The 18873-nt window shown below is 67.0% G+C and carries 16 protein-coding genes and 1 pseudogene; 9 read left to right on the forward strand and 8 right to left on the reverse strand.

Annotation, left to right across the window (positions count from 1 at the left end; translation table 11 throughout):
- Nucleotides 1-140 precede the first annotated feature (140 nt).
- Nucleotides 141-1700, reverse strand: a complete 1560-nt coding sequence (locus M1M07_RS26215; protein ID WP_197250670.1) for a PucR family transcriptional regulator — start codon at nucleotides 1698-1700, stop codon at nucleotides 141-143.
- 110 nt (nucleotides 1701-1810) lie between these two features.
- Here M1M07_RS26215 and M1M07_RS26220 point away from each other — a divergent pair, with 110 nt between their 5' ends.
- The 4 genes from M1M07_RS26220 (at nucleotide 1811) to M1M07_RS26235 (ending at nucleotide 8987) form a co-directional block, all read left to right on the forward strand.
- Nucleotides 1811-3874, forward strand: a complete 2064-nt coding sequence (locus M1M07_RS26220) for a hydantoinase/oxoprolinase family protein (RefSeq protein WP_248676069.1) — start codon at nucleotides 1811-1813, stop codon at nucleotides 3872-3874.
- Nucleotides 3871-5832 (forward strand): hydantoinase B/oxoprolinase family protein, encoded by a 1962-nt coding sequence (locus M1M07_RS26225; RefSeq protein WP_248676070.1) that lies wholly within the window; start codon nucleotides 3871-3873, stop codon nucleotides 5830-5832. The genes M1M07_RS26220 and M1M07_RS26225 overlap by 4 nt, the downstream gene beginning before the upstream one ends.
- A gap of 139 nt (nucleotides 5833-5971) precedes the next feature.
- Nucleotides 5972-7333, forward strand: a complete 1362-nt coding sequence (locus M1M07_RS26230; protein ID WP_197250672.1) for a cytosine permease — start codon at nucleotides 5972-5974, stop codon at nucleotides 7331-7333.
- 169 nt (nucleotides 7334-7502) lie between these two features.
- The gene (locus M1M07_RS26235) at nucleotides 7503-8987 is read left to right on the forward strand and encodes an amino acid permease (RefSeq protein ID WP_248676071.1); all 1485 of its coding nucleotides are present in this window, start codon (nucleotides 7503-7505) and stop codon (nucleotides 8985-8987) included.
- A gap of 34 nt (nucleotides 8988-9021) precedes the next feature.
- Here M1M07_RS26235 and M1M07_RS26240 read toward each other — a convergent pair.
- Together M1M07_RS26240 and M1M07_RS26245 are read right to left on the reverse strand one after the other, a co-directional pair.
- Nucleotides 9022-9126, reverse strand: a pseudogene (locus M1M07_RS26240) (IS630 family transposase); the annotation flags it as partial.
- A 29-nt stretch (nucleotides 9127-9155) separates the two neighbouring features.
- Entirely contained in the window at nucleotides 9156-9698 is a 543-nt protein-coding gene (locus M1M07_RS26245; protein ID WP_197250750.1) for a TetR/AcrR family transcriptional regulator, read from the reverse strand.
- Between the two features lie 98 nt (nucleotides 9699-9796).
- On the opposite strand from M1M07_RS26245, the gene M1M07_RS26250 reads away from it, so the two are divergent.
- From M1M07_RS26250 to M1M07_RS26260, 3 genes are read left to right on the forward strand one after another with little or no spacing between them, the layout of a single operon-like run.
- Nucleotides 9797-11029 (forward strand): acyl-CoA dehydrogenase family protein, encoded by a 1233-nt coding sequence (locus tag M1M07_RS26250; protein WP_248676072.1) that lies wholly within the window; start codon nucleotides 9797-9799, stop codon nucleotides 11027-11029.
- A gap of 9 nt (nucleotides 11030-11038) precedes the next feature.
- Nucleotides 11039-12103 (forward strand): phosphotransferase family protein, encoded by a 1065-nt coding sequence (locus M1M07_RS26255; protein ID WP_248676073.1) that lies wholly within the window; start codon nucleotides 11039-11041, stop codon nucleotides 12101-12103.
- On the forward strand, nucleotides 12104-12865 hold the full coding sequence (locus M1M07_RS26260; RefSeq protein ID WP_197250675.1) for an SDR family oxidoreductase: 762 nt from the start codon (nucleotides 12104-12106) through the stop codon (nucleotides 12863-12865).
- A 46-nt stretch (nucleotides 12866-12911) separates the two neighbouring features.
- On the opposite strand, the gene M1M07_RS26265 is transcribed toward M1M07_RS26260, so the two are convergent.
- Nucleotides 12912-13460: an Lrp/AsnC family transcriptional regulator gene (locus tag M1M07_RS26265; RefSeq protein WP_197250676.1), complete on the reverse strand. Its 549-nt coding sequence runs from the start codon at nucleotides 13458-13460 to the stop codon at nucleotides 12912-12914.
- A 165-nt stretch (nucleotides 13461-13625) separates the two neighbouring features.
- Here M1M07_RS26265 and ald point away from each other — a divergent pair, with 165 nt between their 5' ends.
- The gene (ald, locus tag M1M07_RS26270; protein WP_248676074.1) at nucleotides 13626-14723 is read left to right on the forward strand and encodes an alanine dehydrogenase; all 1098 of its coding nucleotides are present in this window, start codon (nucleotides 13626-13628) and stop codon (nucleotides 14721-14723) included.
- Between the two features lie 26 nt (nucleotides 14724-14749).
- On the opposite strand, the gene M1M07_RS26275 is transcribed toward ald, so the two are convergent.
- The 4 genes from M1M07_RS26275 to M1M07_RS26290 all read right to left on the reverse strand — a co-directional run bounded on the left by M1M07_RS26275 (nucleotide 14750) and on the right by M1M07_RS26290 (nucleotide 18067).
- Complete coding sequence (locus M1M07_RS26275) at nucleotides 14750-15193, reverse strand: hypothetical protein (protein WP_248676075.1); 444 nt, start codon at nucleotides 15191-15193, stop codon at nucleotides 14750-14752.
- A 192-nt stretch (nucleotides 15194-15385) separates the two neighbouring features.
- Nucleotides 15386-16480, reverse strand: a complete 1095-nt coding sequence (locus M1M07_RS26280; protein WP_197250679.1) for an inositol-3-phosphate synthase — start codon at nucleotides 16478-16480, stop codon at nucleotides 15386-15388.
- A complete protein-coding gene (locus M1M07_RS26285; RefSeq protein WP_197250680.1) occupies nucleotides 16473-17027 on the reverse strand; it encodes a PadR family transcriptional regulator in 555 nt (184 codons plus the stop codon). Before M1M07_RS26285 ends, M1M07_RS26280 begins: the two co-directional genes overlap by 8 nt.
- Nucleotides 17028-17227: 200 nt before the next feature.
- On the reverse strand, nucleotides 17228-18067 hold the full coding sequence (locus M1M07_RS26290) for a DUF1707 domain-containing protein (RefSeq protein WP_248676076.1): 840 nt from the start codon (nucleotides 18065-18067) through the stop codon (nucleotides 17228-17230).
- A gap of 96 nt (nucleotides 18068-18163) precedes the next feature.
- Here M1M07_RS26290 and M1M07_RS26295 point away from each other — a divergent pair, with 96 nt between their 5' ends.
- Nucleotides 18164-18586, forward strand: a complete 423-nt coding sequence (locus M1M07_RS26295; RefSeq protein ID WP_197250682.1) for a DUF5318 family protein — start codon at nucleotides 18164-18166, stop codon at nucleotides 18584-18586.
- Nucleotides 18587-18873: the final 287 nt, after the last annotated feature.

The raw sequence follows: 18873 nt of genomic DNA on the forward strand, positions 1-18873 counted from the left end.
GCCACCCTCTGTCTGGCTCGGCGTCGCGTCGATGTTCTCTATGCCCTCATCCGCGACAACCGCACCTGGCAACCGAGCTTGCCGGGTACCGCTGTTGCGGCTTGACAGGATCATTGAGAGTCCTTTCCCGCGCCGGGCAGCTAGGCGGTGGGGCGTTCGGCGAGTACTTCGAGTGCCAGCTGGATGTCTGTGACGTCGCGGGGCGAGCGCAGGGACCGGCCCAGCAGGTCTTCGACACGTTTTACCCTGTGCCGCACGGTATTCGGATGCAGGTTCAATTCTCGTGCCGTGCGCCCGACGTCCAATTCCCGGGCCAGGTGCAGCACGAGGAAATCGATCAGGTCGTCGTGGCCGTCGAGCAGGGGTGCCAGAACTGCGGTAGCGCGGAGGAGGGCTGTCTCCGGGGCACGGCCCGCCAACAGCCAGTCGGCGAGACCGACGTCCTCGAAGCGCTGGGCGATCTTACCCAGCCGCTCGGCGGCCCGTCGCGCCCAGCGTGCCTCACGTAGTTTGCCGGGTCCGCGCGCGGGATCGCTGAACGGTTCGCTCACGCCGCACGTCAATCCCTCCGGAAGGTTGGCGGACCAGGAATCGAAGGCCTCCGCCCGGGCCGGAACGACTCCGACGAGGCCGCCGTCGTCCCGGGCGAGCAGCAGGGTCAGCCCGATGTCACGCGCCAGCCCGGATACGTCCGCTTCGACGGCGTCGAGCAGTGAATTGGCGCGGAACACCCATCGGCGGTTGTCGTAGTCGGGAGCCGCGGACAGAACCAGCATCCGCATGTCCGGCTCAGGACCGAACCGGAGCATCTCGAGTTGGTCCAGGACGGTGTCGGCATCGGTGGGGTTACCCGAGGTCAGTGCCCTCACCAGCGCGGCGTGCCGCGCGCGGTTCTCGACGGTGGCGCGCTGGCGGGTGCGTTCGATTGTGTTGAGCAGCCGCAGCGATACCTCGACCGCGGGGGCGGTGAGCGGGTCGGCGAGTTCGTTGCTCTTGGAGGCGAGGGTCAGCCAGTAGTGCTGGTCGCCCGGCGAGATCGAGTGCGCGCTGACCGACCAGCGGCCCACCCGGAACCGCAGTCGCCCGTCCCGGCCGCGCAATTGATTACGGATCAGATGCACAGGCGCGCCGCCGGCCGAGGCCACGACATCGCCCACCTCGTTGTAGAGGACCACGCTGCTGCGGAGCAGCCCTGCGAGGCGGGCGACGAGGTCTGTCTCCGGAGCCTCGGCTGTCATTGCCTCGAGCAGGTGGTTCTGCATCTGCAGCGTACGCCGCAGCAGCATCGAGTCCTGCGCCTGCACGGCCGTACTGACGCGTCCGACCACTTCCATGAAGGGCAGTTCCGGTGGGACCGCCACCACGGCGAACCGATGGCGTTCGGCCTCGTCGAGCAGGGACCGGGGAATGTCGTCGGTGATCACTCCGACGCCGTAACCGAGTGCGGCGATGCCGGACCCGACGAGTTCGCGGATCAGCTCACGGCAGGCCTGCTGCGGGTGCTCGAGGGCGGGAAAGCGCGAGCCGGTGGTGAGCATCATCGACCCCGGGCGCAGCCAGCGGGTGGGGTTCTCGATCTCGATCGGGTGCGCACCGGTGATTCCCACGTTGGGGTCGGCGTCGGTCACCAGCCGCAGCCCGAAATCGGGTTCGAGCAGCAGATCGACGAGCCGGAAACGGTCCGGAAGCATGCCCGACATCTTTCCCTCTCCAGTGTGAGAATCTCCAATGATTTCGGGAACTCGATTCACTTTCTCCAATTGATGGGCCGCCGACCAGGCCGAATACTGAGTCCACCCGAACCAGGAGTATGACGATGATCACATCTCGCAATCCCCATCTGCGCGTCGCCGTGGACGTCGGCGGCACCTTCACGGACGTGTGCATCTTCGATGAGAGCGCCTCGACCACCCGCATCGCGAAGGTTCCCTCGACCCCCGATGACCCGATGCGAGCCGTGATCGACGGCGTGCGCACAGCGGGCATCGATCTGACCGAGGTGACACTGTTCTCCCACGGCACCACGGTCGCGACCAATGCGCTCATCACCCGTAGGTTCCCACCCGCAGCTCTGGTGACCACCCGCGGGTTCCGCGACGTGCTGGAGATCCGCGACGGCACCAAGGACGAATTGTGGGACACGTACGTCGACGTCGGCACCCCCTACATCCGTCGCCGGGACCGGTACGAGGTCACCGAGCGCATCGACTATGCCGGCGAAGTCGTCACGCCGCTCGACGAGACCGAAGTCCGCGAGCTGGCCCGAATCCTTCGCCGCAAGAACATCAAGACCGTCGCGGTCTGCCTGATCAACAGCTACGTCAACAACACCCACGAACAACGCGTCCGGGCCCTGCTCGAAGCCGAGCTTCCCGATGTGACGGTCTCGACCTCGAGCGAGATCCTCCCCGAAATCTTCGAGTACGACCGCGCCTCCACCACTGTCGCGAACGCCGTGCTTGCACCGCTGGTCAGCGGATACGTCAACCGGCTCGAAGCGCAACTACGCGCCGACGGGTACGGCGGCGACCTCCTCCTGCTTCATTCCGGCGGCGGTTCCATGACACCCGCAATGGTGGAGAAGTTCCCTGTCCGGCTCGCCGCTTCCGGCATCGCTGCCGGAGCGATCGCCGTGGCCGATATCGCGACCCGCTGCGGATACCCCAACGCGATCGGCCTGGACATGGGAGGCACCAGCACCGACATCTCGCTCGTCTACGACGGCGAGGTCCGCACCACCAAGCAGTGGCAGGTCGAGTACGGCTTCCCCATCTCCTTCCCCAGCATCGAGGTGCTCACGATCGGTGCGGGTGGCGGATCGCTGGCTTGGCTCGACGAGGCAGGCTCGCTGCGCAACGGGCCGCAGTCCGCCGGCGCCTCCCCCGGCCCTGCCTGCTACCTGCGCGGCGGCTCCGAGCCGACGAACACCGACGCGAACGTGCTGCTCGGCCGACTGGGCACCGCTCTCATCGGCGGCGGCCTCACCCTGGACGTGGCGGCCGCGGAGAACGCGATCAAACAGAGCGTGGCCGGACCGCTGGGCCTCGACGCCGACACCGCGGCAAGCAACATCCTCCAGGTGGCCAATGCCAATATGGCGGATGCCGTGCGGCTGTTGTCGATTCGTCGTGGTTACGATCCGCGTGACTTCGTCCTCGTTGTCTGCGGCGGCGCGGGCGCCCTGCACGGTGCGGCGCTGGCGAAGGAACTGTCCATTCCGACCGTTGTGGTGCCACCCCACCCGGGTATCACCTCGGCGCAGGGCTGTCTGCTCGTCGACATCCGGCACGACCTGTCGGCGATGTTCCAGGGTCGCGTCGACGAGATCGACACGACCGCACTCGAACGCGAGTTCCTGCGCCTCGAGCAGGAGGGCACGCAGCGTCTGCGCCATGAGGGGGTCGCACCCGAACGTATGGTGCTCGACCGCCACATCAGCATGCGCTACGCGGGGCAGTGGCGGTCGCTCACCGTCACCGCCGGCAACGGACCCGACTTCCTCGCGGAGGCCGTCGAACGATTCCACGAGGAACACGAGCGGGACTACTCGTTCCGGCGCGACGACACACCCGTGGAGATCTACCAGATCGGCCTACGCGCGGTCGGCACGACGCCGAAGCCGAACTTCCCACGAACCTCCGAGCCCAGCACAACGGAGCCGGTGCCCATGGAACGGCGCAGTGTCTACTTCGACGAGGAGCGCGGCCGGGTCGACACGCCCGTCTTCGACCGCGACACACTGGAGTTCGGTGTGTGCATTCCCGGCCCCGCCGTGATCACCCAGCTCGATTCCACCACCGTCGTCCCCCCTGGGACCACCGCCACCATCGACGAGTGGGCGAACATCCGCATCGACATCCAGGAGTCCCGATGACCACCACGTCCCCCACCCTCGATCCGGTCACGTTCGAGGTCCTCAAGAACGCGTTCGCCACCTCGGTCGACCTCATGTCCGAGCAGATCCTGCGCACCTGTTACTCGTTCGTCATCTACTCGCGGGACTTCTCCTCCGCGCTCTGCGACGCCGAGGGCAATACTGTGATGCAGGGCAGTCAGGACATCGCCGTCCACGTCGGCACCCTCCACTTCCAGTGCAAGGCCGTGCTGGAGGAATTCGGCTCCGACATCAACCCCGGCGACATCTTCATGGTCAACGACCCCTATCGGGGCGGGACCCACCTCAACGACGTCAGCTTTGTCCGGCCCATCTTCGCGGACGGTGTCCTCATCGCCTTCGCGCAGAACAAGGGACACTGGGCCGACATCGGCGGCAGTGTGCCGGGATCGTTCGACGTGACCGCCACCGAGCATTTCGGTGAGGGTCTGCGGATTACCCCCGTGCGGGTGTGGCACGAGGGCCGCTTCCTCGCCGACGTCGCAAAACTGCTCGTCGCGAACACCCGGTCTCCGGAGATCAGCATGGGCGATCTGCACGCCCAGGCCGAGGCAACCGGGGTGTGTGAACGCGAAATCCAAAGGCTCGTAGACAAATACGGACGCAGCACGGTGACCGACGCGATGCGCGAGGTCCAGGACTACGTGGAGCGCATCGTGCGCAGCCGGGTCGCCGACCTGCCGGACGGCACCTGGACCACCGAGGACTTCCTCGACTCCGATCCGGCGCGTGCCGAAGGTCTCGTCCCGATCCGCGTCACCATGACGATCGAGGGCGACCAGCTCAGCTACGACCTGACCGGCAGCGCGCCCGCCGTGGCCAGCTTCCTCAACAGTGGCTACGGCACCGCGTTCTCCGGAATCGTGGCGGGCACCAAGTCCTTTTTCCCCGACGTGCCGCTGAACTCGGGCCTGTACAACGCGATTCACACCGACCTGGGGCCGGAGGGCACCGTCGTCAACGCAGGCTGGCCACACGCGGTGACCGGGTTCTGCTCCGGCCCCTACGAGAAGATCATGAACGCGATCTTCGAACTGTGGTCGAAGGTCGTGCCCTCGCGGGCCATCGCCTGTTCGTTCAACCTCGAGTACCTGCTGGTCGGCGGTCGCGACGCCCGTACCGAGGAGCGGCCGTTCTTCATGTGGTACGACTGGATGGCCGGCGGCTGGGGAGGTCGCAGCTCGAAGGACGGATCGAGCGCCACCGCACCGGTTTTCGGCATCGGCCTGGCCGTTCAGCCGTGCGAGGGACAGGAACGCCTCACCCCCGTGCTCACTACCGAGCACGCCATCATCACCGATTCTGGAGGGCCCGGCGAATACCGTGGAGGGTGCGGCCTGTCCAAGGGTGGTGTCCTCACCGACAGTGACAACAGCGTGATGTCGTACTGCTGTGACCGTTCCCGGTCGGTCACCTGGGGTATCGAGGGTGGTCTGCCCTCCATCCCGCACGGTGTCTGGCTCAACCGCGGCACCCCCGAAGAGCGTTTCCTCGGGTCCGTGTTCTCGAATGTTCCGGTTCAGTCCGGAGATTCGTTCGAGCGGCCGTCCGCGGGTGGCGGGGGGTACGGGGATCCGCTGCGGCGGGACCCGGAGGCCGTGCTCGAGGACGTGATCGACGGCTACGTCTCCGTCGAGCGTGCCGCGCTGGACTACGGCGTCGTCGTCGTGCCCGTAGATCCCGAGATCGACCGCTACGAACTCGACGACGACGCCACCGATCAACTCCGCACGAAGATCCGCACGTCACGCCGGGGCTGGCTCGACGAGGACCCCGAATCCGTCGCCGTCCGCTACCGCAACGGTGAGCTGTCCATGCTCGACCTCGTGCGCCGTTACGGCGTGATCGTCGACTGGGGCACCGGCGAGCTGCTGCCCACCACCACCGCACAGTTCCGCGATCTGCTGCGGACCCGGTCCGTCGCGCACTGGTCGTGAACACGATGTGGGGCAGCGATTCCGCTGCCCCACATCGGTTTTCGATTTCACTCCCCCGAAGACCCCTGCCGAACCTCCCGTGCTGCGCGGTCATGGGCCCTGCGCCGGTTCGGATTCCCTCCCCTCGAGAGGAGACCCTTTGTCCGATCATGTCACCGACTCCGCCCCCGACTCCTTCGTGGAACACGAACATTTGCCCGAATCCGGTCGGCTGCCCCGATGGTCGCTGACGATGGCCTGGTGGGCCATGTTCAGTGCCATGTTCTGGCTCTACGTCGCGGTCGCCTCGGCCGGCGCGGTCGGGGTGCCGGCAACCCTGGTCGGGATGGCCGCCTCCATCGGCACCTTCGGCGTCGTCAATCTGCTGCTCTCCCGCTATGCGATCCGCACCGGACTTTCCGTCGAGCTGCTGTCCCGGCGCATGTTCGGCGCCGTCGGCTCACTGCTCGCTCCGGCACTGTTCGCCGCCACCGCGCTCTACTACGGGGTGTTCGAAGGATCCATCGTCGCCGTGGCGCTGCAGGAGTACTTCGGCGGCGACATCAGGCTGTGGTACCTGCTGTGCACGGTCTACATGATCCCCGTGGTGATCGGGGGCGTTGCTGCGTGGCTCGACAAGCTCAACGGGATCCTGCTGCCGTTCTACGTTGTCGGCATGGTGGCCGTCGTGGTGGCAGCGACCGTGAAACGGGGGTACCCCACCGGGTGGCTGACCGCCACGGTGGCATCGGGTCCGCTTCCGGGATGGCTCACCGTCTATCTCGTCTACATGGGCGTCTGGGTGCTGATGATGTACACCTTCGACTACGCCAGGCTCGGCCGCCGCACCGACGCCGGCTTCCACGGCACCGTCACCTTCGGCTGGGTGTTCTACGCGCTGACCTTCGGCGTCAATGGACTTGTCGGCCTCTATCTGCTCGGAGCGTGGGACATCGCCGGAACCGAGACCGGTGTGGTAGACGCTGTCGTCGGTTCCCTCGGCTTCGCCGGGGTGTTACTGATCATCGTGTCCCAGACCCGCATCAACTCGGCCAACTTCTACCTTGCCTCCACCAATCTGCAGGTGTTCGTCCGCCGGGCACTGCGCCTCGACGTGCCGCGGGCAGTGTGGGTTGTGGTCACCGCGATGCTCGCCTATCTGCTCATGCTCACCGACGTGCTGGGGTATCTGCTGCAGGCCCTTGCCTGGCAGGGCGTGCTGATCACCGCGTGGGTGGCGATCGCGGTGGTCTACGTGCTGCGCGATCGTGGTCGTGTCATGCCCCGCACCGCGTCCGGTGGGGCGCTGGCGTGGCTGATCTCCTCCATCGCGGGCATCGGACTCACCGTGCAGGAAGTGAGCACCACGTGGGCGCAGCTCGCCCCGGCGGTGACGGTGCTGCTGGCGGCGGGCAGTTACGTACTGCTCACCCCGCGTGCACGCGCGTCAGGTCGTGCGTCGTCGGAACCTGAAGCGCCGGCGGAACCCGAGGCGGCGCCGGACGAGGCGCAGCCCGTCTGACTCCGACGGCAATCGCCTCGGCGGCGAGTGTGACTCCGATCCATGTACATCACGGACATGTCGTGGGTCACATCGTGGTCGTAGGGTTCTCCCATCCGAGCGACAGTGCCGCCGGGACGCGGGAACCAGTACCCGACGGCACCGCACACCAGGTCTCGAAGGGAGTGCCGTGCACACCGATTCACCGGCCGAGAGGTCCGACACCCTGGGTCACGCGCTGAAGAGGCGCCATCTCACCATGCTGTCCATGGGCGGGGTGATCGGCGCGGGATTCTTCGTGGGCATCAGCGCGATCATCGGCCAGGCCGGCCCCGGCGCTATCCTCACCTGCCTGATCTGCGGGCTCATCGTCTTCCTCGTCATGCGGATGCTCGGGGAGATGGCCGTCGCCAAGCCTTGCACCGGCTCGTTCACCGAGTACGCCCGCGACGCCATGGGCAACTGGGCGGGCTTCGCCACAGGCTGGCTGTTCTGGTACTTCTGGGTGGTCGTCGTCGGAATCGAAGCCGTAGTCGGGGCTACACTGCTCGGCCGCTGGTTCCCCGGTGTTCCGTTGTGGCTGATGGCGGCCGGTCTACTGTTGATCATGACGGTGGTGAACCTGTTGTCGGTCGGCAACTTCGGCGAGGCCGAATACTGGTTCGCCGGAATCAAAGTCGCGGTGATCATCGCGTTCCTCGTCCTGGCCGGTCTCTACGTGCTGGGCGTCTGGCCAGGGGCCGACCTGTCGTTCAGCCACCTGACCGCTCACGGCGGCTTCCTGCCGAACGGCTTCACACCCGTCATGGTTGGGGTGGTCGCCGTCATCTTCTCGATGACAGGAGCCGAGCTGGTCACGATCGCCGCGGCCGAGTCGAAGGAACCGGCCGCGGCGATCCGCCGCGCCACCAGCACCGTCGTGTTCCGGATCCTCGGTTTCTTCGTCGGCGCGACATTCCTGCTCGTCACCATGCTGCCGTGGGACAGCTACGTCGTCGGTGAATCCCCGTTCGTGTCCGCACTCGAGGTCCTGGGTATCCCCGGCGCGGCCGAGATCCTCAACTTCGTGGTGCTGGTCGCCGTGCTCTCGTGCCTGAACTCCGGGCTCTACACCGCGTCGCGCATGCTGTTCGTGCTCGGCGCTCACCGCGACGCACCCGCATGGATGACGGCCGTCAACTCCCGAGGTGTCCCGCTGAAGGGCGTGCTGTCGTGCACGTTCGTCGGATACGTGTGCATCGTTGCCGCCTACGTCTGGCCCGACACGATCTTCTTGTACCTGGTCACGTCGTCCGGTGCGATCTGCCTGATCGTGTACATCATGATCTGTCTGTCCGAACTTGTGCTGCGCCGCCGCTGGGAACGCATTTCGCCCGAGGTCCTGCAGTTCCGGGTGTGGCTCTATCCCGTCCTGCCTGTCGTTGTCACGATCGTCATCGTCACGATTCTTGGCGGTATGTGGTTCACCGGTGCCCGCGCCGAACTGGTGCAGTCGCTGATTGCGTTCGCGGTCATCGTCGCCGCGTACCACCTCAAGACTCGGTACCTGCGCCGGCGCGGTGGTGCACGCCCCACTCCGCCCGAGGAGGCGGCGCCGGCCGGGGCGATGCACGTCGATGCGGCCTCGCGGCTCGAGACGCCGCAGACCGCCATCTCGGGTGATCGGGCCGACTGAGGATTCGCTCTCGTCTGGAGACCGAAGGCCCCCGGATCCGCGAGACCGTCGACTGCGACAGACTCATCTCCTGCGCCATCGCCCGCATCGACCAGCGCGTCGCATTCTTCGGGGTCGTCTCGAGCGTCCGGGTCACCAGAATTCCGGATCCAGGACACCAGGGGTCCTTCAGGTCAGAACCACCGGCAGCGTGCGGAGGGCGAAGTCGACGACGTCGTCGACCGTGATCGACGGTTCGGTGGTGCGGTCGATCGCGACCGATTCGACCATCGACCACCAGCCGCACACTTTCATGGTGGTGGCGGTGCTCGCCTCGGTGCCGGTGGCGTCGAGGATCCGTACGGCCATGGTGGTCTTGACGTTCTCGTGGATCTCCCGGATCTGCGGGTCATAACCGAATCCGGCTCCGTGGAACAGCATCTGGTAGTTCCGGCCGTGCCGGTCGATGAACGAGACGAACGCCCGCACGATGCCGCGCAGCGGGTCGTCGTCGCCGGGGTCGGGCACCGCGGCGCGGAGCAGGCGGCGGGCGGCCGCACCGACGACCGCGGCGTAGTAGTCCTGCTTGGTCGGGAAGTAGCGGAAGAGCAGGCCGCGGGAGATGCCGGCGATCTCGGCGACCCGGTCGACGGACAGCGCGTGGATGGGACGCGTGGCGAGTTCCTGCAGGCCGATGGCCACGAGTTGCCGCTTGCGTTCCTCCGGAGGCATTCGCCGCCGGGGTGCGGGCTGCGGTGGTGCTTGTCGTGCTGGGGTCACCCCGATACTCTAACTGAGCATTGCTCATTTAGAGCTCGACGGAGGAACCCATGGATTTCGCACAGTCGGAACGTTCCCGCGACTACCTCGAACGTCTGCGAACCTTCATCGCCAGCGAGGTCGAACCGTTCGAACAGCGGATGCACGCGGCGCGCGTCGCACCGTTCGCGCAGCGCGGCGACAGCTCCGGGGCGGCCACCTGGTCGGTGCCGCCCGAATTCCGGGAGCTGCAGCGCAAGGCCAGGGAACAGGGGCTGTGGAATCTGTTCCTCCCGGACGCCGAGCTCGGTGCCGGGCTGTCGAACGTCGAATACGCACCGCTGGCCGAGGAGATGGGCCGCTCCCAGTTCGCGTCCGCGGTCTTCAACTGCTCCGCCCCCGACACCGGGAACATGGAGGTCCTCTACCACTACGGCAGCGCCGAGCAGAAGGACCGCTGGCTGCGTCCGCTGCTCGACGGCGAGATCCGCTCCGCGTTCTGCATGACCGAACCCGCCGTCGCCTCGTCGGACGCGACCAACATGGCCGCGACCGCGGTCGTCGAGGGCGACGAGGTCGTCCTCAACGGCCGCAAGTGGTGGAGCACCGGTGTCGGGCATCCGGACTGCAAGGTCCTGATCTTCATGGGCCTCACCGACCCGGAAGCCCACAAGTACCAACGGCATTCGATGGTGCTCGTGCCGATCGACACCCCCGGTGTGAAGGTCGAGCGGATGCTGTCCACGATGGGCTTCTACGACGAGCCGAGCGGCCACGGCGAGGTGTCGTTCACCGATGTGCGCCTGCCGCTGGACGCGATCATCGCCGGGCCCGGCCGCGGATTCGAGATCGCGCAGGGCCGCCTCGGACCCGGCCGTATCCACCACTGCATGCGCCTGATCGGTCTCGCCGAACGCACCCTCGAACTCGCCTGCCGCCGCGGCCTCGAGCGGGTCTCGTTCGGCAAGCCCCTGGTCAATCTCGGCGGCAACCGCGAACGCATCGCCGACGCCCGCATCGCCATCAACCAGCTGCGGCTGCTCGTCCTGCACACCGCCTGGCTGCTCGACACCCAGGGCCTGGCCGGGGCCCGGTCGGCGGTGTCCGAGATCAAGGTCGCCACCCCGCGCGTCGTCCAGCAGATCGTCGACTTCGCCATCCAGATCCACGGTGGTGCAGGGCTTTCCGAGGACTTCCCGCTCGCAGGCGCCTGGACGGCCGCGCGGGCACTGCGGCTCGCGGACGGTCCGGACGAGGTGCACCAGGGTCTCGTGGCCCGATTCGAACTCGGCAAGTACAACTGAGGGGGACCCGTGAGCAGCCTTCCCGACAACGCCCGGCCCGTTCGCGACGAGGACAACTTCGACGTCGCCGCCGTCGCTGCGTGGCTCACCGAACACGCCGGTATCACCGGGATTCCCGAGGTGCGTCAATTCGCCGGTGGTGCATCCAATCTCACCTACCTTCTGCGGTATCCCGATCGCGACCTGGTGCTGCGACGTCCACCGGCCGGCACAAAGCCGAAGTCCGGGCACGACATGGTCCGGGAGTACCGGATCCAATCGTTGCTCGCCCCCGTTTATCCGCACGTACCGAAGATGATCGGGCTGTGCACCGACCCGTCGCTGCTCGGCAGCGACTTCTACGTCATGGAGAGGGTCGAGGGCACCATCGTGCGCCCGGGGTCGACGTCCGCGGATCTCGGGCTCACCCCGGAGAAGACGCGGGAGCTGTGCCTGCGCGTGATCGACCTGCTCATCGAGCTGCACGGCGTCGACACCGAAGCGTCCGGTCTCGTCGAACTGAGCCACGGTTCGGGCTATGTGGCGCGCCAGGTCGAGGGGTGGACCAAGCGGTTCGCTGCCGTCCGCACCGACAACGTCCCCGACTTCGCGCGCGTGACGAAATGGCTGGCGGACAACCAGCCTGCCGACGTCGCTTCCCGGGTGATCCACGGTGATTTCAAGCTCGACAACATCGTTCTCGGCGACGATCTGACGCCGCGCGCCGTGCTGGACTGGGAACTCGCCACGGTCGGCGATCCGCTGATGGATCTCGGGTCGACCCTCGCGTACTGGGTGCAGGCCGACGACGATCCGACGATGCTCGCCACCAAGCTGCAACCGACGGACCTGCCGGGCATGCTCACCCGTCGCGAGATCGTCGAATACTACAGGGAGCGAACCGGTCTGCCGATCGGCAACTGGAGCTTCTACGAAGTCTTCGGGGTCTTCCGGCTCGCGGTGATCGCCCAGCAGATCTACTACCGCTTCCACCACGGGCAGACGACCAACCCGATGTTCGAGAACTTCTGGATGATCGTGGGCTACCTGGACGCCCGCTGCAACGAACTGATCGACAAGGCGGAGGGGAAGTAAGTGGGCAGGGGCACGACACGCAAGAACATTCTCATCACGGGCGCCAGTTCGGGGCTCGGTCGCGGCATGGCACGTGAATTCGCCGCGCGCGGGCGCAATCTGGCGCTGGCTGCCCGCCGCACCGACAGGCTCGAGGAACTGCGCGACGAACTACTCGCCGCACACCCGCAGATCACCGTCGCGATCCGCACGCTCGACGTGGACGTGCACGACGACGTCTTCCGCGTCTTCCGGGAGTTCGACGACGAGCTCGGCGGTCTGGACCGGGTCGTCGTCAACGCCGGTCTCGGCAAGGGACAACCGTTGGGCACGGGCTACTTCCACGCGAACGTCGCGACCGCCCGCACGAACTTCCTGGGGGCGCTGGCCCAGAGCGAGGCGGCGCTCGAACTGTTCCGGCCGCGCAATGCCGGCCACCTGGTGCTCATCTCGTCGGTGAGTGCGGTGCGCGGCATGCCCCGCAACCTCACCACCTACGCGGCGTCGAAGGCGGCGGTGGCGTCGCTCGGCGAAGGCATGCGCGCGGACCTCGCGCAGACCGGTATCGACGTCAGCGCGATCTTCCCCGGCTTCATCCGGTCGGAGATCAACGAGAAGGTGAAGAAGGTGCCGTTCATCGTCGACACCGAAACCGGTTGCCGGGCACTGGCTGCCGCCATCGAGAAGGAACCGGCCAAGGCGTACGTCCCGGCGTGGCCGTGGACGCCGATCGCCTACGCGATGAAGGTGCTGCCGTCGGCGGTCGTGCGGCGCATGGCCTGACGAGTCCGAGACCACCCGGGGCGGTGACGGGATCCGATCGATCCTGTCACCGCCCCGGTGCGTCGGGCGACGGGGCATTCTCCGATCGCGGGCTCGGCCGTACGTGCTCGAAGATCAGGCTGGTCTCGGTGGAGGCGACGGCGGGGTTTGCGCTGAGGTGCTCGACGAAGCGCCTCAGCGCGTCCGTGTTCGAGGTGGCGACGTGGATGAGATAGTCGTCGGCACCGGCGAGGAAGTAGACGTTGAGGACTTCGTCGAGATCGTTGAGCTGTTCGGCGAGTTGTCCGAGATGTCGGCGTGCGCCGGGCAGGACACGGACCGCGATCATCGCCTGAAGGTCCCGTCCCAGGGCCGCGGGATCGATTTCGGCGTGGAAACCGCGGATCACTCCCCGCTCGATGAGCGACCGCACACGGCCCAGGCAGGTCGACGGGGCGATACCGGCGGCAGCGGCCAGGGCGTTGTTGGGTATTCGCGCATTCCGTGAGAGCTCGTCGAGGATGATCCGGTCGACGGCGTCGATCGTGACGCCCGGCCGAACATCGTTCGATCGAGCGTCCCCGACGGCCGGGTTCTTCGAATTGTCGACAGGCATATCCCGATTCTAGAGAATTATGTTCGGATCTCTTGTGCTGATTGTGCAGTTTCTTCAACATTTTCGGTGAGCGATTACCTTCCCGACGCTCTCCATCACACAGTCCGACAATCCCACGCAGTCCGGCAACGCCGCCGACGCGACCCCCCATCATCGGAGCTTCACATGCGAGTAGGTATCCCCCGCGAGATCAAGAACCACGAGTACCGGGTGGCGATCACCCCCGCCGGCGTCCACGAACTGGTCGACCGCGGCCACGAGGTGCTCATCGAGACCGGCGCCGGCGTCGGCTCGTCGTTCGCCGACGCGGACTTCAAAGCTGCAGGAGCACAAATCCTTTCCGACGCCGACCAGGTCTGGGAGAGTGCCGACCTGCTGCTGAAGGTCAAGGAGCCCATCGCCGAGGAGTACTCGCGTCTGCGCCGGGACCAGGTGCTGTTCACCTATCTGCACCTCGCCGCCTCCCAGGAGTGCACCGACGCGCTCCTCGCCTCGGGAACCACCTCCATCGCCTACGAAACCGTCACGGCCGCGGGTTCGCTGCCCCTGCTCGCGCCGATGAGCGAGGTTGCGGGCCGCCTGGCCCCGCAGGCCGGTGCGTACCACCTCATGAGCCAGGGCGGTGGCCGCGGCGTCCTGATGGGTGGTGTTCCGGGCGTGCGTCCGGCCAAGGTCGTCGTCATCGGAGCCGGTGTCTCCGGCAAGAACGCCATCGCGATCGCACACGGAATGCGCGCCGACGTCACCGTCCTCGACCTGTCCGTCGCCCGCCTCCGTGAGATCGACGCCCTGTACGGCGGCCAGGTCAAGACCGTCGTCTCGAACACGCTGGAACTCGAGCAGGCGGTCCTCGAGGCGGATCTGGTGATCGGCGCGGTCCTCGTGCCCGGTGCGAAGGCTCCGAAGCTGGTGTCCGATCACCTGGTGTCCCGGATGAAGCCGGGATCGGTGCTCGTCGACATCGCCATCGACCAGGGCGGTTGCTTCGAGGACTCGAAACCCACGACGCATGCCGAGCCGACCTACCGGGTGCACGACTCGGTGTTCTACTGCGTCGCCAACATGCCGGGCGCGGTCCCCCGCACCTCCACCTTCGCGCTGACCAACGCGACGCTCCCCTATGTCGTAGCCCTCGCGGACAAGGGTTGGGAAGAAGCTGTAGCGGCGGATCCCGGCCTCGCGGAAGGTCTTTCGACGCACCGAGGGGAACTGCTGTCCGCCGAGGTCGCCGAGGCGCACGGATACGCTTCTGCCCGCCTCTGATCCGACGGTGCCGCTGCCCGGCGTCGTTACGACAGCAACGCGTCGGTGCTCACGGCGATCAACGCAACCAGTGCGAGCACCTTGACCACCTCGAGTGCGACGTACACGTAGTGGGCACGCGAGCGGGGCAGCTCGGCGCCGGCCAGCACCTGATCCGACCGTCTCGTCAGCGCCGGCCGCACCCCGAGCACCTGCACCGGCAACACCACCGTGGCCGTGCCGAGCAGCCACCACATCGCCGTGGTCGGGGCCGCCGTGGCGGCGAGGGTCGCGATCCACAGCACCACGAGGATCACCACTTCGGTGATGCTGAGCGCCCGGAACACCAGGCGCCCGATGCCCAGGCCGATCGGGATCGTGACGCCGGGCGCGCGGAACTTCAACGGCGCCTCGAGGAACGAGATCGCGAACACCGACCCGAGCCAGAACGCGGGTGCGAGCAGTTGCAGTGCCGTCCACCAGGTGTCCATGACCGCTCCTTCGGCGCATACCGGGTCCACCGACCGCCGGTGGCCCGAGCCTAGTCGAGTGTTCTACCGCGACTGGAGCTTTCGTGGAAGAGAGTGTTCGTCCCGTTCCGTCCCGGCCCGGAACACGCCGACGGCGGTGGGTCGCCCGGAGTGATCCGGACCGACCCACCGCCGTCGGGTGAGATTCGAGACTCAGGCCTCGATGATGAAGGCCTCGAGCTCGGCGCGAGCCTTGTCGTCGGCCATCTGGACCGGCGGGGACTTCATCAGGTACGCCGAGGCCGGGAGGATCGGGCCACCGAGGCCGCGGTCCTTGGCGATCTTCGCGGCGCGGATGGCGTCGATGATGATGCCGGCGGAGTTCGGCGAGTCCCAGACCTCGAGCTTGTACTCGAGGTTCAGCGGGGCGTCACCGAACGCGCGACCCTCGAGGCGGACGTATGCCCACTTGCGGTCGTCGAGCCACTCCACGTAGTCCGAGGGGCCGATGTGGACGTTGCGGTCGTGGACCTTGCCGGCCAGCGGGCCGTTGAGGTTCGAGGTCACGGCCTGGGTCTTGGAAACCTTCTTCGACTCCAGACGCTCACGCTCGAGCATGTTCTTGAAGTCCATGTTGCCGCCGACGTTCAGCTGGTAGGTGCGATCCAGCACGACACCGCGGTCCTCGAACAGCTTGGCCATCACTCGGTGGGTGATGGTCGCGCCGACCTGGCTCTTGATGTCGTCGCCGACGATCGGAACACCGGCCGCCTTGAACTTCTCGGCCCACTCCGGGTCGGAAGCGATGAACACGGGCAGCGCGTTGACGAACGCGACCCCGGCGTCGATGGCGCACTGGGCGTAGAACTTGTCGGCTTCCTCGGAGCCCACCGGGAGGTAGGAGACGAGAACATCCACCTGCGCGTCCTTGAGAGCCTGGACGACGTCGACGGGCTCGGCGTCGGACAGCTCGATGGTCTGCGCGTAGTACTTGCCGATGCCGTCGAGGGTCGGGCCGCGCTGGACGGGGACGTCGAGCGGCGGGACGTCGGCGATCTTGATGGTGTTGTTCTCCGAGGCCAGGATCGCCTCGGACAGGTCGAAGCCGACCTTCTTGGCATCCACGTCGAACGCGGCGACGAACTTGACGTCGCGCACGTGGTAGGAACCGAACTTCACATGCATCAGGCCGGGAACGGTCGAGGTCTCGTCCGCGTCCTTGTAGTACTGCACGCCCTGGACCAGGGACGAGGCACAGTTCCCCACGCCCACAATGGCCACGCGCACCGAGGTGTTGTTCTCACCCATGGTCGGGTTCTCCTTCTTTCTTGCTGGGTGCTGTCGACTGCTCGGCGGCGATCAGTTCGTTGAGCCAGCGGACTTCGCGTTCGCTGGATTCGAGACCGAGCTGGTGGAGCTGACGGGTGTAGCGGTCGAGAGTGCCGCTTGCCCGTCCGATTGCGTCGCGGAGCCCTTCTCTGCGCTCCTCGACCTGGCGGCGCCTGCCCTCGAGAATCCGCATCCGCGCTTCGGCGGGAGTGCGGCTGAAGAAGGCGAGGTGCACGCCGAATCCGTCGTCGGTGTAGTTCTGCGGTCCCGTGTCGGCGACCAGTTCGGAAAAACGTTCCCGACCGGCGTCCGTCAATTGGTACACGCGACGGGCCCGCCTGACGGTGCCGGGAACTCCGGAGTCCTCCTCGATGAGGCCGTCCGCCTGCATGCGGCGCAGCGTCGGATAGAGGGAACCGTAGGAGAAGGCGCGGAAGGCGCCCAGTAGTCCGGTCAGACGTTTGCGTAGCTCGTAACCGTGCATCGGGGACTCGAGAAGCAGCCCGAGGATTGCCAGTTCGAGCACAGGGGTTACCTCCTCGACTCTCCCGATCCGACAAAACCGACTTGATACGACGCGGAACTATATCGCACCGATATATATGACGATACTCCGCGCCGATAGGTTTGCCACATGTGTCGGGGGGACCGGCCTGTTCGAGGCGTGCGGGAACCCGACCGGCGCCGCGGTCGCCGCGCGGATCGAGCGGTCGCGCCGACGCGGAGTCAGCGGTATTCGCGCAGGACGGATCCGTCGAAACCGGCCTTCAGATACCCGTTTCCCAGGTCGTTGCGGTAGTCGACGTAGATGTTGGTCGTGGGCGTGCCGTCGTCCCGGATGATGACGTGGGTCACCACGCCCTCCGGCGCGCCCAGCAATCCCGGGGCCCGGGCGATCAGGTCGTCCAGGGCCGCAGCATCGACCAGGGCGGCATCGAAATCGCGAAAGCCGGGGAAACGCGACGACGCCGGCACGTTCGTCCGCTCCCAGCCACCCTTGAACGTGTAGGGCACGATGCGGTCGGGAGCCTCGGGCAGTGCACGACCCGCCGCCGCCCGTTCGGGATACAGGATGACCTCGTACGCGATGGTGTCGCCGAACTCCGCGCGGTAGCTGTCGACGACGCGCTGGAAGCCGCCGGGCCGGAGCGGGCGCACGGGCTCGACGGCCGCAACCGTGCTCGATTCGGCCGGACCTGGGGGATCGGCCGACGCGGCCTCGCCCGCAGGCGCCGGCGATCCGGATTCGGGGGAATCGCTCCCGTTCGACACCACGACGGCGACGGTGACCGCGACGGCTGCGGCCGCGACGACCCAGGCCGATTTCCGGCCACGCCCCGAGCGGGCCGCAGGAGGGGTGACCTCGACGGATTCCACCGGTGGTTGCAGGTCGCGGACCAGGTCGGCGAGTTCACGCAGTGTCTTCGCGGACTGGGCCCGGGCCACGAACTCGCGGTGCTCGGATGCGTCGAGCTGACCGTCGGCGTAGGCCTGGTCCAGCCGGGCGCACGTGTTCACGCGATCGATGTCGCGGGCCCGGGTCTGCGGCGTCTGTCGGGTGGACACCGGTGCAGAGTAATTCGTCCCGAACGATCGCGGGGAAACCGTCACGCAGCACACACCCCGACCACTTCGACAGCACCCGCACGTACTCTGGAACGCGTGCGAACACAGCGGCAGGTGGTGGACTACGCGTTGCAGCGACGGTCGCTGCTCGCCGAGGTCTACTCGGGACGACGGGGCGTCGCGGAGGTCTGCGACGCCAGTCCCTATCTGCTGCGTGCCGCGAAGTTCCACGGGAAGGGCAGCGAAGTCGTCTGCCCGATCTGCAGGAAAGAGCAGCTCACACTCGTTTCGTGGGTGTTCGGCGAGAAACTGGGCCAGGTGTCCGGGTCCGCCCGCACCGCCGAGGAACTCGACCGCCTGGCAGCCAGCCAGGAGGCGTTCTCGGTCCACGTGGTCGAGGTGTGCCGCACCTGCAGTTGGAACCATTTGGTCCAGTCCTATGTCGTCGGCGCCGAGCCTGCGCCGCCGCGGCCGCGACGCCGGTCGACGGGGCAGAGCCGTCGCACCGCGAGCGAGTGAACGAGGACGCCCGGTCCCGTGATCGAACGCTGCCTGAACGTAACGCTGTCCGTTGAGGCCCGACGATGTTGTCGGGTGCCCACCGGCGTGAAACGAGGACGTGTCGTACCGCGTCCGCGCAACCAGTTGGAGATGAGTACGTGAATTCCCCTGACAACGATCCACAGGTCGATCGGCCCACCCCGCCGCGCCGGACCGGCCCTGCCGATCCGCGCCAGCAGCGGGTCCCGGGACCGGGACCGGTCGGGGGATCCGCCCAGGACCGGCCGCTGCCGCCGCAGCCCTAT

The organism is Rhodococcus sp. HM1, assembly GCF_023218075.1.
Lineage (GTDB): Bacteria > Actinomycetota > Actinomycetes > Mycobacteriales > Mycobacteriaceae > Rhodococcus.

What these genes read in the sequence shown, in the direction of transcription:
- M1M07_RS26250 (WP_248676072.1), top strand. Translation starts at nt 9,797, where the DNA reads ATGGATTTCGCACAGTCGGAACGTTCCCGCGACTACCTCGAACGTCTG.
- M1M07_RS26245 (WP_197250750.1), bottom strand. Translation starts at nt 9,698, where the DNA reads ATGCCTCCGGAGGAACGCAAGCGGCAACTCGTGGCCATCGGCCTGCAG.
- ald (WP_248676074.1), top strand. Translation starts at nt 13,626, where the DNA reads ATGCGAGTAGGTATCCCCCGCGAGATCAAGAACCACGAGTACCGGGTG.
- M1M07_RS26215 (WP_197250670.1), bottom strand. Translation starts at nt 1,700, where the DNA reads ATGTCGGGCATGCTTCCGGACCGTTTCCGGCTCGTCGATCTGCTGCTC.
- M1M07_RS26280 (WP_197250679.1), bottom strand. Translation starts at nt 16,480, where the DNA reads ATGGGTGAGAACAACACCTCGGTGCGCGTGGCCATTGTGGGCGTGGGG.
- M1M07_RS26220 (WP_248676069.1), top strand. Translation starts at nt 1,811, where the DNA reads ATGACGATGATCACATCTCGCAATCCCCATCTGCGCGTCGCCGTGGAC.
- M1M07_RS26275 (WP_248676075.1), bottom strand. Translation starts at nt 15,193, where the DNA reads ATGGACACCTGGTGGACGGCACTGCAACTGCTCGCACCCGCGTTCTGG.
- M1M07_RS26265 (WP_197250676.1), bottom strand. Translation starts at nt 13,460, where the DNA reads ATGCCTGTCGACAATTCGAAGAACCCGGCCGTCGGGGACGCTCGATCG.
- M1M07_RS26225 (WP_248676070.1), top strand. Translation starts at nt 3,871, where the DNA reads ATGACCACCACGTCCCCCACCCTCGATCCGGTCACGTTCGAGGTCCTC.